Source organism: Citrobacter sp. RHBSTW-00881 (genome assembly GCF_013728515.1).
GTDB lineage: Bacteria > Pseudomonadota > Gammaproteobacteria > Enterobacterales > Enterobacteriaceae > Citrobacter > Citrobacter braakii.
This window is the reverse complement of sequence record NZ_CP056272.1, coordinates 14,288-29,733: the sequence shown is the minus strand read 5'-3', so window position 1 is coordinate 29,733 and position 15,446 is coordinate 14,288. Positions and strand designations below refer to the sequence as shown.

The 15,446-nt window shown below is 47.5% G+C and carries 17 protein-coding genes and 3 pseudogenes; 12 read left to right on the top strand and 8 right to left on the bottom strand.

Going from position 1 to position 15,446, the window contains the following annotated elements; translation table 11 throughout:
* Positions 1-8 precede the first annotated feature (8 nt).
* Entirely contained in the window at positions 9-293 is a 285-nt protein-coding gene (locus tag HV311_RS27615; protein ID WP_004187019.1) for a type II toxin-antitoxin system RelE family toxin, read from the bottom strand.
* Positions 283-531, bottom strand: coding sequence for a type II toxin-antitoxin system Phd/YefM family antitoxin (locus tag HV311_RS27610; RefSeq protein WP_048030981.1), 249 nt, complete (start codon positions 529-531; stop codon positions 283-285). The genes HV311_RS27615 and HV311_RS27610 overlap by 11 nt, the downstream gene beginning before the upstream one ends.
* Positions 532-941: 410 nt before the next feature.
* On the opposite strand from HV311_RS27610, the gene HV311_RS27605 reads away from it, so the two are divergent.
* A complete protein-coding gene (locus HV311_RS27605) occupies positions 942-1,574 on the top strand; it encodes a DUF6904 family protein (RefSeq protein ID WP_001567369.1) in 633 nt (210 codons plus the stop codon).
* Positions 1,575-1,602: 28 nt separating this feature from the next.
* Here HV311_RS27605 and HV311_RS27600 read toward each other — a convergent pair whose 3' ends face one another.
* Together HV311_RS27600 and HV311_RS27595 are read right to left on the bottom strand one after the other, a co-directional pair.
* On the bottom strand, positions 1,603-3,006 hold the full coding sequence (locus HV311_RS27600; RefSeq protein WP_001567368.1) for an ISNCY-like element ISKpn21 family transposase: 1,404 nt from the start codon (positions 3,004-3,006) through the stop codon (positions 1,603-1,605).
* 339 nt (positions 3,007-3,345) lie between these two features.
* Positions 3,346-3,561: a hypothetical protein gene (locus HV311_RS27595; protein ID WP_015387220.1), complete on the bottom strand. Its 216-nt coding sequence runs from the start codon at positions 3,559-3,561 to the stop codon at positions 3,346-3,348.
* 543 nt (positions 3,562-4,104) lie between these two features.
* Between HV311_RS27595 and HV311_RS27590 the strand changes: the two genes are divergently transcribed.
* The 3 genes and pseudogenes from HV311_RS27590 to HV311_RS27580 all read left to right on the top strand — a co-directional run.
* Positions 4,105-4,638 carry a hypothetical protein gene (locus HV311_RS27590; RefSeq protein WP_015059152.1) on the top strand — a complete coding sequence of 178 codons (534 nt, stop codon included), beginning with the start codon at positions 4,105-4,107 and terminating at the stop codon, positions 4,636-4,638.
* A 5-nt stretch (positions 4,639-4,643) separates the two neighbouring features.
* Positions 4,644-5,228, top strand: a complete 585-nt coding sequence (locus HV311_RS27585) for a tetratricopeptide repeat protein (protein ID WP_015059153.1) — start codon at positions 4,644-4,646, stop codon at positions 5,226-5,228.
* A 248-nt stretch (positions 5,229-5,476) separates the two neighbouring features.
* Positions 5,477-5,725 (top strand): annotated as a pseudogene (locus HV311_RS27580) (transposase); the annotation flags it as partial.
* A gap of 9 nt (positions 5,726-5,734) precedes the next feature.
* Here HV311_RS27580 and HV311_RS27575 read toward each other — a convergent pair.
* The gene (locus HV311_RS27575) at positions 5,735-6,886 is read right to left on the bottom strand and encodes an IS30-like element IS30 family transposase (protein ID WP_001254932.1); all 1,152 of its coding nucleotides are present in this window, start codon (positions 6,884-6,886) and stop codon (positions 5,735-5,737) included.
* A 67-nt stretch (positions 6,887-6,953) separates the two neighbouring features.
* On the opposite strand from HV311_RS27575, the pseudogene HV311_RS27570 reads away from it, so the two are divergent.
* Positions 6,954-7,847 (top strand): annotated as a pseudogene (locus HV311_RS27570) (IS3 family transposase); the annotation flags it as partial.
* Positions 7,848-8,078: 231 nt separating this feature from the next.
* Here HV311_RS27570 and ydfV read toward each other — a convergent pair.
* Positions 8,079-8,177: pseudogene (gene ydfV, locus HV311_RS28185) on the bottom strand (protein YdfV); the annotation flags it as partial.
* A 24-nt stretch (positions 8,178-8,201) separates the two neighbouring features.
* Here ydfV and relB point away from each other — a divergent pair.
* The 4 genes from relB to ltrA all read left to right on the top strand — a co-directional run bounded on the left by relB (position 8,202) and on the right by ltrA (position 11,209).
* Complete coding sequence (gene relB / locus HV311_RS27565; protein WP_000534858.1) at positions 8,202-8,441, top strand: type II toxin-antitoxin system antitoxin RelB; 240 nt, start codon at positions 8,202-8,204, stop codon at positions 8,439-8,441.
* On the top strand, positions 8,441-8,728 hold the full coding sequence (relE, locus tag HV311_RS27560) for a type II toxin-antitoxin system mRNA interferase RelE (protein ID WP_000323025.1): 288 nt from the start codon (positions 8,441-8,443) through the stop codon (positions 8,726-8,728). The genes relB and relE overlap by 1 nt, the downstream gene beginning before the upstream one ends.
* A gap of 71 nt (positions 8,729-8,799) precedes the next feature.
* Entirely contained in the window at positions 8,800-8,979 is a 180-nt protein-coding gene (locus HV311_RS28375; RefSeq protein ID WP_191221257.1) for a type I toxin-antitoxin system Hok family toxin, read from the top strand.
* A 556-nt stretch (positions 8,980-9,535) separates the two neighbouring features.
* The gene (gene ltrA / locus HV311_RS27550) at positions 9,536-11,209 is read left to right on the top strand and encodes a group II intron reverse transcriptase/maturase (RefSeq protein WP_191220975.1); all 1,674 of its coding nucleotides are present in this window, start codon (positions 9,536-9,538) and stop codon (positions 11,207-11,209) included.
* A gap of 381 nt (positions 11,210-11,590) precedes the next feature.
* Here the strand turns inward: ltrA and HV311_RS27545 are convergent, their stop codons facing one another.
* Positions 11,591-12,076 carry a hypothetical protein gene (locus HV311_RS27545; protein ID WP_008325142.1) on the bottom strand — a complete coding sequence of 162 codons (486 nt, stop codon included), beginning with the start codon at positions 12,074-12,076 and terminating at the stop codon, positions 11,591-11,593.
* Positions 12,077-12,700: 624 nt separating this feature from the next.
* Here HV311_RS27545 and HV311_RS27540 point away from each other — a divergent pair.
* The 3 genes from HV311_RS27540 (at position 12,701) to HV311_RS27530 (ending at position 14,253) form a co-directional block, all read left to right on the top strand.
* Complete coding sequence (locus HV311_RS27540; protein ID WP_104652231.1) at positions 12,701-13,063, top strand: hypothetical protein; 363 nt, start codon at positions 12,701-12,703, stop codon at positions 13,061-13,063.
* Positions 13,064-13,148: 85 nt separating this feature from the next.
* Positions 13,149-13,415 (top strand): hypothetical protein, encoded by a 267-nt coding sequence (locus HV311_RS27535; protein ID WP_008324972.1) that lies wholly within the window; start codon positions 13,149-13,151, stop codon positions 13,413-13,415.
* A gap of 16 nt (positions 13,416-13,431) precedes the next feature.
* Complete coding sequence (locus tag HV311_RS27530) at positions 13,432-14,253, top strand: DUF932 domain-containing protein (protein ID WP_008324970.1); 822 nt, start codon at positions 13,432-13,434, stop codon at positions 14,251-14,253.
* Positions 14,254-14,288: 35 nt separating this feature from the next.
* On the opposite strand, the gene HV311_RS27525 is transcribed toward HV311_RS27530, so the two are convergent.
* Positions 14,289-14,819, bottom strand: coding sequence for a lytic transglycosylase domain-containing protein (locus HV311_RS27525; protein ID WP_191219944.1), 531 nt, complete (start codon positions 14,817-14,819; stop codon positions 14,289-14,291).
* Positions 14,820-15,446: the final 627 nt, after the last annotated feature.

The window sequence follows — 15,446 nt, the reverse complement described above, 5'->3', positions numbered from 1 at the left end:
AGCATTAGTTAATTGCGATTAAGGGTTGCATTATAAATGTCGTCATTTTCGCGTTTACCTACTCCGATAACAGTGACTGTAACAATGTCGTCCTCTACACGATAGACAAGGCGGTATCCGGCACCACGTAGCTTAATTTTATACTGGTCCTTACGTCCATGTAGCTGTGATGCCGGAACTCTGGGGTTCTCCAGGCGCTCTTTGAGTTTCTTTTTGAACTGCACCTGTAGTGTATGACCCAGCTTCTTCCATTCTTTCAGAGCGGATTCGTTGAAAGCCAGCTTATAGGTCATCAATATTGACCTCTATAACCCTTTCTCCGCTTCGCTCATCAGCCATCCTTCCCAGTTCTTCATCTTCCAGAAGTTCCATCAACTGGGCATAGAGTGCCGGTGGCACGCAGTAGAACGCAGGCTCATTACGATTAAGAATGGCTACCGGAGCGCCATCCCCTGCGTGGAAAGTACCCATAGGGTCACGTTTAAGCTCAGTAATACTGGCTGCCGTAGTGGTCAGAACCTGAAATGCCATAATGTTACCTCCTCAGATTGAGTGTTAATTGTAGATCATTTAAAAGAGTCTTTAAAGGTGCTTTTGTTGAGGTTTATCCGTTAACTAAGCTGGATAGCGTGATATGACTTACTGAGGAAAGTTGAAGAAACAGGGGGCAGGGGAGGCAAATGTATTGAAATCAGAGTCTAATCACTTTTGTGCGTTTATATGCAGTGAGGTAAAATTTATCTTCTGCGTTTCTGGCGGGTTTGTTGGGGGTTTGTTGCCTGTTTTACCCGGTTCCCGTCAGAAACGCTCTCAGGCCTTCTGAGCTGTCAAGGCTCAATTGAAATGTCCGTTATCCAGCTCAATTAAAATGACCACTTTGATCTCTCATTCTCTTTACTGATAGACTTTCCTCCGACTGAAACAACAGGATGATTGAGCCCATGCTTCGATACGAGTTAACGCCGAACAATGCAGGTTTTATACTGTGGGGAGATTCAGAAGCCCTGAATGAATTACATGAACTCATTCATTACATCGTGGATGAAAGCCCACTGATTAAAGTTAAAGACGGATTTATGTTATCCCTTGCCTATGATATTCGTAAAGCACGGGAAGGTAATCGTCGTGTTGAGCAACATCAGTATGATCAACATGATACATATAAGCTTTATGGTGTTGAGCTTTTATGGCCTCTGGTCCTGGTACAGTCCTCAATACTCAGAAACTCAATGGGTTATATTCAGACAGACAAAAACCAGCTGTCTGTCATGTATGCCTTTGAATACCTGATAGAATCAGCATTAACAGAGTCTGAGAGAACAACGTCGAATGATATTATGCTAACAGTAAAATATGCATCAGACTCTGATTTTAATTTCATTGAGGATAATATTGACAGCAGGTGCTGCTATTTTATCAGCCTATCTCCGGAGCAAAGAAAAAAGCAGTTAATCAGTATTGTTCGTTCTTTTCATTCATTATGGGGTAAGTATGCCCGTGAAAAGCAGGACATAAAGATGCTGAACGAAATGAATAATACATCATGGGTCTGGCCGGACAATATCAACTGGTGAGCAACCACTGTCCGGCCAGTGAGTACCATCAGCGGGCTCTTTTACCAAAAATGTCCTCTGAACGTGACTGAAGCTGTTTGAGTGCTTCGAGCATGTCATCATTATCCAGTGAGCGCTGGGATTTCTTCCCTTCCTGCTTTGGCCGTCGTCGGGAAGGGCCATCTCCAGCGGGAATTGACTGAGAGCGCGTGTTATCCCGCTTGCTCTGCACCAGACTGATAAACTCCAGGGTTCGGCCAAGACGCTTGTTATCGACAATCGCGCCCTGGTCGATTTCTGACAGTCGGTCGTAGGTAGAGTAGGGAAGTAGCGTACCGTTCAGGCGCAGCTCTTTTCTGCCATCAGGATAGTGATACACATCGATATATTTACCTATTGCACGGCGACTCAGTTCGCTGTCTTCAATCAGGTACAACATTTTATCATATTGTATCGTCAACGATTTTGAGACTTTACGTTTTTCACGAACAGTGAAAATAAGCCCCAGGTCCTCATCATGTTCTACAGCACGGTGTACGTCAAAATCATGTCGCGGTACTTTGCCAAAACGGCGGTTATAGTCAGCCATATAGGCCTCAGCGAAGTCATTTGCAGCCTCCATTGAACAAATGCCCTGTAACCGCAGCTCTTTGACCAGACGATCCTGTAAAGTGAGGTGAGCTCGTTCTACACGCCCTTTGGCGGGACTGGTTTCTGCACAGATAGTCTGGATGTTCAGTTCATGCATGGCTCGCCCAAACTGAGTATGCCCGTCTCCGCCTGTGGCGTGTTTATTGTTAACACGAAAAACACCGGCTTTATCGCTGTACAGTGCCAGCGGTTTACCATGCTTATCGATATAGCGCCGCGTGGCTTCGAAGTAAGAAAACGTGGACTCCGATTTAACAAACAACAGTTCCATCAGTTTGCTGGTTGCATCATCAACATAGACCAGCGCGGTGCAGGCCGGGCCACGGCCTTCAAACCAGTCGTGATCACAGCCATCTATTTGTATCAGCTCACCAGTACACGGACGCCGGTACCGTGGTTGAGGGATCCTTGCGGCACGTTGTTTACGGGGAACCCATAAGCCAGCCCGCACCATGATGCGCCGGACAGTTTCTTTGCCAAGAAACAGTCCGTGGAGTTCTTCGAGCTTTTCACGCGCCAGAGTCGGACCGAAATCAGCATAACGCGTCTTGATCAGTTCCAGAGCCTGATCTGCGAGCCCGGGTGGCAACTGGCGGTTACCACGCATGCCACATCGTCTGCTGGCCATACCAAGCGGTCCGCCTTCACGGTAACGGGCAAGAAGTCTGCGGCATTGCCTGTCGCTGATACCGAGGTGCTCGGCCGCACGGCGCGTTGTGATGCGACGTTCAATGACGTCCTGTATAATCTTGATCCGGTTGATCTCTTTCAAAGTAAACACTCCTGAGCTTTCTGCGCTCATGATATGCCTCCCGGTAGTTTAAACGGACCAGTGAAGCTTACCATAGCGCGGACATCTGAATTGAGCCACAGGCGGACATTACTATTGAGCCATTACATGAGCTGTGCGCGTAATGAGGCGTTATGGTAAATGAGTTGACGTAAAAAAAAGCCCGGCTTACGGGCTTCTGGATACTATGACTTACCACGACATTCTCTGCACCAACTTTGATTCGTTGCGCCAGAAGGAATGGTTCTGAATCCGAATAGAGTTTGCAACTCACCTGCAGTATGAGCGGTGGTTCGCTTGCAGTTAGGGCATGTATGAGGAAGATTAACCGTGCCTACCATTTTTCTATCCTTAGACGTCTCCGCGCTCTCTGAGAATTTTCATCGCCATGCTTTTTTCAGTGTTACTAGCTGAGCCAAAAAAACCATCCGATTTAATGAGGCGCTTTAGTTCTTCACTGCTTTTGCTTTCTAAGCGCATTTTGGTTGCCTGAAGCTCATGAGCTTTTTCGTCCAATGCGTTAGCTGCGCCTTTTGCAATTTTACCGGCTGTTTCCCAAAACCCCATTTAACCACTCCTTAATGCTTATCCAATTGGACTTGTTGTGATCCGACGACTCCGACATTTAGGGCAATAATCAGGCGTGCCATAACCAGTACGACTGGTCCACTCATGCTTACAATCCAAACACTTAGCCCGGTAGATTGTCGGTGCCATTGAATACTCCATTGATTTTAAAAATATTTGTATAGTGCACTAAAATTATCGGCAGTTTTGAACGGAACTTGAGAGGGCGATAACTCTAAGCTGATATGTTGATTTTATGATGATTTTCGTGTGCCAGGGTTAGTGAGATAATGGGACGTTATGGTAAATACCATTCCGCAATAACTATCCATGTATAGATCATCCTTTATCTCCGTATGGCATAACCCATCTGAATCCATTAAGCATGACAAAACCTTCTTTATAAATAGCACTTTCAGTAGTACTTGATGTAGAAAATTGATTGGCATTTGTGTTTTTACTTGATATCTACGTGATTTACTGATATTAATTAAAGCGTAAATTATCTAAAACTAGATTTTCAATATGTTATAGGTGGTTCAAATGCCAGGTACTAAGTGTGTTACTGTTCTTACTGCTCGTGGAATTACTGAGATTTTAAAAACAGGTGGTAGCAAAGCCTGGAGACTCAATGCAACCCATGCAGGAAAATGTTCGTATGTTGTTTGCGTTCAGAACTCGAAGATTGATTGGGGAACCCAGGAGGCAAAGCATCACCATGCTTTTATGATTGGCCGTATTTCTGGGATTAGCAGGATTCCAGACCATCCCAAGAAGCGTTGGATAATCAACATTGATTCTTATGCTGAGATTGATATCCCTGACCAATGGGATGGAAACCGGAATCCGGTTTCTTACCGAAACCTTGAGGATATGGGGATAGATCTTGATACTCTCGATTTTAAACCTGTTGGTCATATTGTATCTGGAATAAAACAGACTAGTGGTGACGAATACGATGAGTATGAAGAAGTTGATGTCAGCGATAGACCTTTAAGCCTGAAAGAAGCTAAGGCTGGTCTAGCACTTCATTTTGGCGTCAATGAGGATGACATTCAGATCACTATTAAGGGGTGACCTTTATGGAATCATTCTCTGTTGAGCATTGGTTACCACAGGCTACTGCTGGAGATAGTCAGGCTAGATTTTATTTGGGGAAGATATTCTCATGCGGGCTGGGTGTTCATCAGGATTATAAGCTGGCTATATACTGGTTTCAGCTTGCAGCGGAGCAAGGCCATGATGATGCCCAGTTTAATCTTGGGTGGGTATATCATTTGGGGTTAGGTGGATATAAACATGTCCAAAAAGCGTCTGAATGGTATCAGAAGGCCGCTCTGCAAGGTCATGCAGAGGCTCAGTTTCATCTAGGAAGGCTGTATGCTTTCTCTGATTTAAGAAATGATGGGCTTGCAGTTGAATGGTTTCTCTGTGCCGCGAAGCAAGGCTATAGTAGTGCGCAATTTAAACTTGGCTGGATGTATCATCTCGGTATGGGCGTTGAGCAAAGTGACAGGCAGGCTTTCCATTGGTTTATTCGGGCTGCTGAGCAAGATCATGCAGGGGCTCAGGCATCTCTTGGTGAGATGTATAAGCATGGGTGGGGAGTCGAGCAAGACGAAACGATGGCACAGTATTGGTTTCGACTCGCAAGAACAATGCCATAGCATCAAGCCCGCCCTGCGGGCTTTTTTATGTCTGCGCATAATGCGGCGTTATGGTAAATAGCCTATGCTAATGTCCGCTAAGAGCGAAGAGAAGACCTTTGGTTACTTCCTCAGGTATGCCATACCACACCTCCAGCATGGGTTACTTTGCGTCGGAGAATTAGCAGATCAGTCGTAATGTTACTTGAATCGCCACGGGTTTAACAGACACCTCAGAGTCATTTAAGATGGCTTAAAGAGAGGTGCCCATGAGCGGTAAGCGTTATCCCGAAGAGTTTAAAATTGAAGCAGTCAAACAGGTTGTTGATCGCGGTTATTCTGTTGCCAGCGTTGCAACACGTCTCGATATCACCACCCACAGCCTTTACGCCTGGATAAAGAAGTACGGTCCGGATTCTTCCACTAATAAAGAACAGTCAGATGCTCAGGCCGAGATCCGCCGTCTCCAGAAAGAGCTGAAGCGGGTTACCGACGAACGGGACATATTAAAAAAAGCCGCTGTAGATTCAATCTGTCAATGCAACACCCCTTTCAATTATCTCTTTCGGTGTTTTGAACTTCAGTGTCTTTCTCGGTCTGTTGTTTAGCTGAGCAGCAACCAGATCTAGTTCATGTTGAGTATATTGGGCAAGACATGTCTTTTTAGGAAAGTACTGCCGAATTAGCCCATTTGTGTTCTCATTTGTTCCCCGCTGCCAAGGACTCTGAGGATCGCAGAAGTAAACTTTAACGCCGGTGCTGACAGTAAATTCTAGATGTCTGGCCAGTTCCATTCCTCTGTCCCATGTCAGTGATTTTCTGAGTTCTGACGGTAAACTCAGGAATTTGTCGGTAAGAGCCTGATTTACTGAGACAGAATCTTTGCCCCTGAGTCTAAGGATGATCGTATAACGTGATTTTCGGTCTACAAGTGTGGCTATATGAGAGTTTTTTGTACCTGAGACTAAATCGCCCTCCCAATGCCCCAGAGAGCGTCTGTTATCGATATTTCGGGAACGTTCGTGAATTGGTGTTCCGTTCACTATGTTAATCGTACCTCTTTCGCCTTTGCGGGTATGACGCCTGCCATGGCGAAGGCTATGCGACCGTCGCAGATGCTGTATATTCAGGTGGTGTAGCGCTTCACGGCTACGAAAGTACAGCGTTTTATAAATTGTCTCAGGTGATATTCGCAGCGTTTTTTGACGTGGTTTTGTTCGCCTTAACCATCCTGATATTTGCTCTGGAGACCATTTCATCTCCAGCTTTTCCAGAACAAGCTTTCGCAATGGTAAATTTTGATCCAGTAAGCACGGTTTTGGCCTTTTCGCCATTCTGTTGGCTCGGTTATTAGCATCAACAGCTTTGTAATAGCGTCTGCCCCGATTACGCTGAACTTCACGTGAGATCGTCGAAGGACTGCGATTCAGCGCAGTAGCTATCGCACGAATGCTCATTTTGGCTGACAAACCAGCTCGTATCTCCTCGCGCTCAGACAGTGTCAGGTGAGCTACAGCCCGCTTACGCTCATGGGGTTTTATGCCGCCAGTATCCCTTAACATAGTGAAGATCGTTCCGGGTTTTGAACCCAGGATATTCGCTATTTCACTGAAGCCTGTTCCGTTCTTCCATAGTTCAAAAACAGAGGCTTTTTCCTCTGCTGTAAATGTTCGTCTCATTCAAAAAACCTCCGCAACCCCATGTTTTCACATAACTGTTGCGTTGACCAATTGAATCTACAGCGGCGTACTTCGCAAAGCTGTCCGACTGAGGTACGCCTTTATCCGTGACAACACCTGTTGCTGGCCTGTTCGCCTGCTCTGTCGGGTGCTGGATGTTCATCCTAGTGGTTTTTACGCCTGGCTTCAGCAGCCGCATTCACAACGCCATCAGGCAGACCTGAGACTGACAGGACAGATTAAACAGTTCTGGCTGGAATCGGGATGCGTCTATGGTTATCGCAAAATCCATCTGGATCTGCGGGACAGCGGGCAACAGTGCGGAGTGAACAGAGTCTGGCGACTGATGAAACGTGTCGGGATAAAGGCTCAGGTCGGATACCGGAGCCCGCGGGCACGTAAAGGCGAGGCCAGTATCGTGTCGCCCAACAGGCTCCAGCGACAGTTCAATCCGGATGCTCCGGATGAGCGTTGGGTAACGGACATAACCTACATCAGGACCCACGAAGGCTGGCTGTATCTTGCCGTGGTTGTTGATCTGTTCTCACGCAAAATTATCGGCTGGTCCATGCAATCCCGGATGACAAAGGACATTGTCCTGAACGCACTGCTGATGGCTGTATGGCGGCGTAATCCCCAAAAACAGGTGCTGGTTCATTCGGATCAGGGCAGTCAGTACACAAGCCATGAGTGGCAGTCGTTCCTGAAATCACACGGTCTGGAGGGCAGCATGAGCCGTCGCGGTAACTGCCATGATAATGCGGTTGCAGAAAGCTTTTTCCAGTTACTGAAACGCGAACGGATAAAGAAAAAGATCTACGGAACGCGGGAAGAAGCCCGCAGTGATATTTTTGATTACATCGAAATGTTTTATAACAGTAAGCGTCGGCATGGTTCTAGCGATCAGATGTCACCGACAGAATATGAAAACCAGTATTATCAACGGCTCGGAAGTGTCTAGATTATCCGTGGCGATTCAGAGAGAATATTAAATATACTCTCGTCTACCTAAAACAAGATTAACTAATCCAAAACTACCCAAGAGGATAAGCGGTATATCCTCTTAGGGTAAACGCATTCCGGACTTCACCAGGCGGGGACTAATCGGCCATAGTTATGGGGTTCAGATATGCAGAATAATCCCCTGAATGAAAAATCTGAGCGCAATAATTACGTACGCACTGTCTGCTCATGGCACAAAGCGGACAGTGATCACCGTTCTTACGACTACTTTCTGACTTACTTCGTGACTTGCCCTAAGCATGTTGTAGTGCGATACTTGTAATGACATTTGTAATTACAAGGGGTGTAAGACATGGGTAGCATTAACCTACGTATTGACGATGAACTTAAAGCGCGTTCTTACGCCGCGCTTGAAAAAATGGGCGTAACTCCTTCTGAAGCGCTTCGTCTCATGCTCGAGTATATCGCTGACAATGAACGCTTGCCGTTCAAACAGACACTCCTGAGTGATGAAGATGCTGAACTTGTGGAGATAGTGAAAGAACGACTTCGTAATCCTAAGCCAGTACGTGTGACGCTGGATGAACTCTGATGGCGTATTTTCTGGATTTTGACGAGCGGGCACTAAAGGAATGGCGAAAGCTGGGCTCGACGGTACGTGAACAGTTGAAAAAGAAGCTGGTTGAAGTACTTGAGTCACCCCGGATTGAAGCAAACAAGCTCCGTGGTATGCCTGATTGTTACAAGATTAAGCTCCGGTCTTCAGGCTATCGCCTTGTATACCAGGTTATAGACGAGAAAGTTGTCGTTTTCGTGATTTCTGTTGGGAAAAGAGAACGCTCGGAAGTATATAGCGAGGCGGTCAAACGCATTCTCTGAACCAAAGCATGACATCTCTGTTTCGCACCGAAGGTGACACTTCTGCTTTGCGTTGACAGGAGAAGAAGGCCATGAAACTGCCGCGAAACACCCTGCTCTGGTGTGTATTGATAGTGTGTCTCACACTGCTGATATTCACTTACCTGACCCGGAAATCGCTCTGCGAAATTCGCTACAGGGACACGAACAGGGAGGTGGCGGCTTTTATGGCTTACGAGTGCGACAAGAAGTCGTTCAACATATTGTTTTGATAGATATTTATACAAAACCAACTATTCCATTAGTTGTAGCCTACCGAGGCAGGAAAAGCTGGCAACGGCTCTGTCTGAAGCCCTTGGAACAATGTAGCTTAGCAAACATTGCTTCAGTAAATCGCGAGAGGAACTGATCGCTGCTAGCATCGTGCGGCGAAGGCGCTAGGCTGAACGGTACGATTAACACAGTGAACTGTCGTTTAAACGTCGTGACATGAAACAAGCCAAAGATGCTGTCAGGCTTGCACCAAAAGGTAAGGGGTATGGTTATTCCTGTTCGTAGTGGGAATACATGGACTATAACTCCCCCGGCGGATAGACAGAATCTAACCCGTTCGTTTATATGTTGTTCGGAACTTGGTAAGCCTGTATTTACGCCCTATGGGCAGGGAAATCGTAAGATAACCTGATGTGGATGCAGGTAAAGGAGGATGGAGAAAGCGAATGCCATACTGTAATCGTGTGGATAGAGGTTCAAAATTTGCCTCATCGGGAAACCGGGCAGACTTCCATCGGGTCTTTGTTCGCGTGACATCTGAGAAGGTCTTCAGGGATGGCAGGTAAGGAAATTACGACGAAAAGCGTAACTGCGGCCATCAACGATACCGGATGGCATTCCATCAACTGGAAACAAGCCCACCGACACGTTAAGACTATTCAGTCAAGGATCGCGAAGGCAACATGTAACCAGCAATGGCGCACAGTCAAAAGATTGCAGCGATTGTTGGTTCGCTCCTTCAGTGCCAGAGCTTTGGCAGTGAAAAGAGTTACTGAAAACAACGGGCGTAATACACCCGGAGTTGACGGACAAATCTGGAACACCCCGGAAGCAAAATGGGCTGCGGTGTTTAGACTCGAAAGTAAGGGGTACAGACCCCGACCACTCAAGAGAGTCCATATACCAAAACCTAATGGCAAAACAAGGCCATTAGGAATTCCCGTAATGCTGGACAGGGCAATGCAGGCCTTACACCTATCCGGACTCGAACCCGTATCGGAGACACTTGCAGACCACAACAGTTATGGTTTCAGACCTGCGCGATGCACGGCTGACGCCATTCAACAGGTATGCAATATGTACAGCTCCCGATACGCATCGAAATGGGTGCTGGAAGGTGACATTAAAGGTTGCTTCGATCACATCAATCACGAATGGCTACTTGAACATATCCCTATGGACAAGCGCATACTTCGTAAGTGGTTGAAAGCCGGAACCATCGAGAAAGGTACTTTCAGCGAAACGCTCTCCGGAACGCCACAGGGAGGGATTATATCTCCGGTGCTGGCAAATATGGCCCTGGATGGGCTGGAGGGAGAACTTCAAATTCGTTTTGGAAAGAAACGCTCCAAGAAATCATGGAAGAATAAAGTCCACCTGGTTCGTTATGCGGACGACTTCATCATTTCCGGATGTTCAAAAGAAATTCTGGAAAATGAGGTGCTTCCTTTAGTGCAATCCTTCCTGCGTAAGCGAGGACTGACACTATCGGATGAGAAAACAGTCATCACGCATATCACTGATGGATTTGATTTTCTGGGGCAACACATTCGACGCTTTGATAGGAAGCTTATTATCAGACCAGCGAAGAAAAACGTGAAATCCTTCCTCGGTAAGGTCAGAGGTATTATTGAAGATAATAAAACCGTTCCTGCATGGTTGCTGATCTATAAGCTAAACCCTTTGATTAGAGGGTGGGCGAATTATCATCGACATGTGGCCTCGGCAAAAGCGTTCAACAATGCTGATCATCAAATCTGGCGGAAAATATGGCAATGGTGCGCGAGAAGGCATCCCGGACGAAGCCGCCGATGGATATTTCGTAAATACCATACGACTATCAAAAGGCGGAACGGGATGTTTTATGGCGTCGACCCTGATGGACGAAAATACGTTCTCCAACGGGCAGGCGCCGTGAATATGTACCACCATGTGAAAATCAAGGGTGCTGCAAATTCGTATGATCCTGAATGGGAAGAATATTTCGAAAAGAGACTAGACTACTCTTGGAGAGAATCCCGACAAGGTCAGAAGAAGATCCTCGTAATATGGAGAAAACAAGGATCACGCTGCCCTCTGTGTGAACAACCTATAACTCGAAAGACTGGATGGAACATACATCACATCCTCAAGAAATCTCTTGGCGGAAGTGACAATCTGGAAAACCTAGTCCTGCTGCATCCAAATTGCCATCGACAACTACACAGTAATGAAGTCGGCCCCAGTTGAAAGAGGGCTTTCAAAGGCTTGAGCGGTATGCGGGGAAACTCGCACGTACCGTTCTTAGGGGGCGGTGGCATAGTAATGTGCTGCTGCTACCCGACATCCGCTAAGTAGCTAACCCCGGCGGGGGAATCCCCCGCCATTCAGGAACTGATGATGTCTGACATGCCTGAAGCGCCTTTATGAAGGGGTTGCCGGTTCGCTGGCAGCCCCTTTTTCCACTTCTGGTGCGACCGCACGCATGAACAACCAGAAAGGAAGGTTCCCTCCAGGGGAACGGGGCAGGGCGGCAGCGCCTCCGGCGCGCCCGCTCTCTTCCCTTCATGTATTACCTCTGTATTACAATTAATGCTACTGTACGCATCCATTAGCATTAATATGGGAAGGTTATTTTTCCCTGTTCCGTGCTGAACGGATGCCTGCCTGATAATTCTTTTTCACACTTTCAATATCACTGAGCGTTGAAGCCTGGCAGGAATGTGCAGCAAGACGGTAGCGGGCGGCAATTTCATCAAGGATGGCAGGGGTGTTGTCTCTGCTGCGATGCTGGCGACCTTTCTGGCCAAAAATGCTGACGATGATGTCCTGACTGCCCGAACGTCCGAAAAGACGCATGCAAAGACGCTTTACAATCAGTGGAGTTAAATCCAGATCGATGTCGTCTGCGATTTCAAAAATAAAACTCAGCATCCGGTACGTTTTATAGCGTTTAACTGCTGCGCTGAGACGTGCAGCCCTCTGAGGGAATTCCCATGATTCATCGGAATAACGCTGCAGCTCTGCCTGGTAATCTCTGGCCAGATGTTCGAGGGTGTACTTAAAGTTGCGGTAAAAATAAGCGCGGGACTGTTCAGTCTGAGATTCTTCAGCCATTTATGGACCGTAGATTAATGCTAGTGTATGCGTACATTAGCATTAATAATTAAAGTCTTCAAACCTCCCTCGCCTCGCCGGAGATCTGAATGCGGAAGTGATGGCACTGCTCTCTCATGGCCTGAAACAGAAAAACGGGCAGGGCGATGGCCCCCTTCGGCTCCCGGCCAGCGCTGCTGTCCGGTCGTCGAGCCCCACTCCGCCAGGGCAGCTGCTGCGCACCCGCCAGTCTCCGCCGAATCCCTTCGGGGTTCGGGCTTCGCTAGGGTCTGATGGCGAAGGTCAACCCCTGGCTTGCTGCGACCGTGCCGGTCGCGCCGCCCTGACCGCGACGGTGTGACTGTCGCTTTAAGGCCGCCACGCCGTTCCGACGTGTCGGGTGTGTGCACCCTGTTCCCCCGGTGAGGCCATCGTCCCGTGTGTCCTCACGCGGAGGGCTGGTCGTAGCACCGTCGGGTCGTCATCCAAGGGGTGAAATGCACTCCGCCAAAACTTTTTGCGAGTATCCGCAAAAACTTTTGTCTGCGCCCCTTTCCTTCCTCCCTTCGCCGTTGCTCCTTTGCCCTTTGCCGCGAGAGAACTCACCAGGGAGATGGACAACCATCACCACAGGAGAAAACCAGGATGCACACACGAAACGTCAACGTCAAAACCGCCGCTCAAGAATCTTCCAGGAAGATGGGGGGCGAACTACCTCCGCTGAGAGGTCTGGCACTGCGCATTCAGTGGGGTAAAGCGCACGTGATGCGTGTTATCGACGCCGTGAAAGCGAAAAACGAGGCGCTGGATGTTGTTTTTGAGGCGATGCTTGAAGGCTACGGCGATTTTGCCAGTGGTAAGCATACCCCTCCGCATATGTTTTCAGACGTTCCGGAGCTGGTAAGTGCGTGGCATAGCGGATGGGCACAGGCCGCTGGCGTCGAGGAAACGTCGAATTGTGCCTGCTGCCAGAGCGGCAGCGGTGAACCCTGCCCGTATCACGATTAACGAACGGGCAGTGACTGCTGCCGCATGAACTGTCCCCGCGTCATTTTCGCAGGGAATAACCCGGACAACCCGAGGAGTACACCCTATGAACGTTAACACCCCTACCGGAACATGTGATTCAGACCTCACTCCGTCCCAGTTCACGGATCTGTTTTGCTGGGTCCTGGCTGCATCGGAAGGGGAGCCACAACCAGGTATTTTTACACCGCCAGCGAATGCCTCTGAGCTGACGTTAATTGATTACGAATGCCCGGATTATATCTCTGTCTGGGTAGTCGACGGGTGTCCGGTAGCAGCTGCAGCGCCGCTGGATAATTTCCATCGCGTTATTTCTTCATCTCTCACTAAATAATCAGGAGTAAATAATTATGGTCAGTTTCGCAAGCCGCTATCGTATGCCAACATCAATCCGTAAAGACCGCCCGCTGACGAATGACGAATTACAGCGCATTGTTCCGAGTGCGTTCTCTGAGGAAAAGCACGATTCTCGTTCAGAGCGTTATACGTATATTCCAACGATTGTCATTCTTGACCGATTACGTGATGAAGGTTTTCAGCCATATTATGCAACCCAGTCCCGTACGCGTGACCAGGATAAACGCGACTTTACAAAGCATATGCTCCGCCTGCGTCGTCATGACCAGATTAACGGAAAGGAAGTACCGGAAATTATTCTGCTGAATAGCCATGATGGTTCAAGTAGCTATAAAATGATCCCCGGTATGTTCCGTCAGGTTTGTAGTAATGGCCTGGTTGCATGGAAGGATTTTGGCGAAATTCGCGTGCCACACAAAGGAGATATTGTCGGGCAGGTTATCGAAGGTGCTTACACGGTGCTGGAAACATTTGACGCGGTCGATGAAAATATTGACCTGATGAAAAGCATTCAGCTTACTTTGCCTGAGCAGCGCCTTTTTGGCGCAACAGCCCTGGAACTTAAGTATGACGGAAAACCGGCACCAATAACGCCGGAGCAAATTATTAACCCCCGCCGTGTTCTCGATAAAGGGCAGGATTTATGGACAACATTTAACGTGGTGCAGGAAAATGTGATCCGTGGGGGGATTCGTGGCAGAACGCCAAAAGGGAAGATGACCAGAACGCGGGAAGTCTCCGGAATAGATGGTGACATCAAATTAAATCAGGTTCTCTGGAAAATGGCCGAAGAGTTTGCAAAACTCAAAGCCTGAGAAAAAGCCGCTCCTATGAGCGGTTTTTTATTTTATTAATTTTTGTTGATAACGATTTCTTCGGTTTTCCTCGCTGCTGACACTGAGGGGGGCTCTGATGATTGTTCCAGTATTGTTTTTCTGGCGAGCAGAATACGGTAGATGTTTTTTATTTCTGTAGCGTAGGCACGTCGTTTTTTTATCATCACATCACGTGGCCCTGTATTATACATTCCAACGCTGTCCCAGTTTTTCCCGTAGGACTGGAAGTTGTGCGCCAGAACCCACGCACCCGAGTAAACGCATATGCATGGATCTTTTAATAGTCGATCGCGGGTAATATTAAACTTTTTAAGTTTACTGTAATGATAACTGTTCACCTGCATCCCGCAGACATCTTCTGATCCATCGTTGTTTGATCCATTTACCGCAGACGCTTTAAGACGACTCTCTTTAATTGAAATTGCCATAAGCAGCAGCGGATCTATTTGATAGTCTCTCCCCGCCTGGTCAAAACACATCTGCGGTGCGGCGAATATCGATAGTGAGAACATCATCAACAGGATGGGGAATTTCGTTATTTTCATTTTATGGACCTTATGTCGATCATAAACCGGTATACGCTGCGCAATAAAAAATACTCCGCCAGATCATTTGAATCAAGATAATTCCCTACAAACGCGCGGAAGCGCTCTGAATCATGCATTCAGCCACGCTCTCAAATACCAGTTACAACCCGGGCACACTTATTTACTTGCCGCTCTTTGCTAACCCTTTAAAACATCACACCCCACGCAAGATTTCATCTTGCAGTTTTTCTCCTTGAATTCAGTGAAATAACTTATGCCATTATGCGGAAAGTTGGAATATGTGGGAAAAAGGTGTGTGGATTACCACACCTTGCAGTGCCTGATTACCACACCTTGCAGTGCCTGATTGCCACACCTTGCAGTGCCTGATTAGGCACTGTAAAGTGTGGGGATTGTGTGTATCCTGATAATAGAGTAGGTTAGTGATATGCAGTGCCTAATCCACATACCTGATGGTGCCTGATGCACACACATCACAGTGCCTAATCCACACACCTGATGGTGCCGGATGCACACACATCACAGTGCCGGATTAACACACACATTTAAGTCAGAACAGTCTTTATATGAACGCATTCTTCAGGTTGAGGGTGAATTTACTCACATGAAAAATGGTCGACAGTG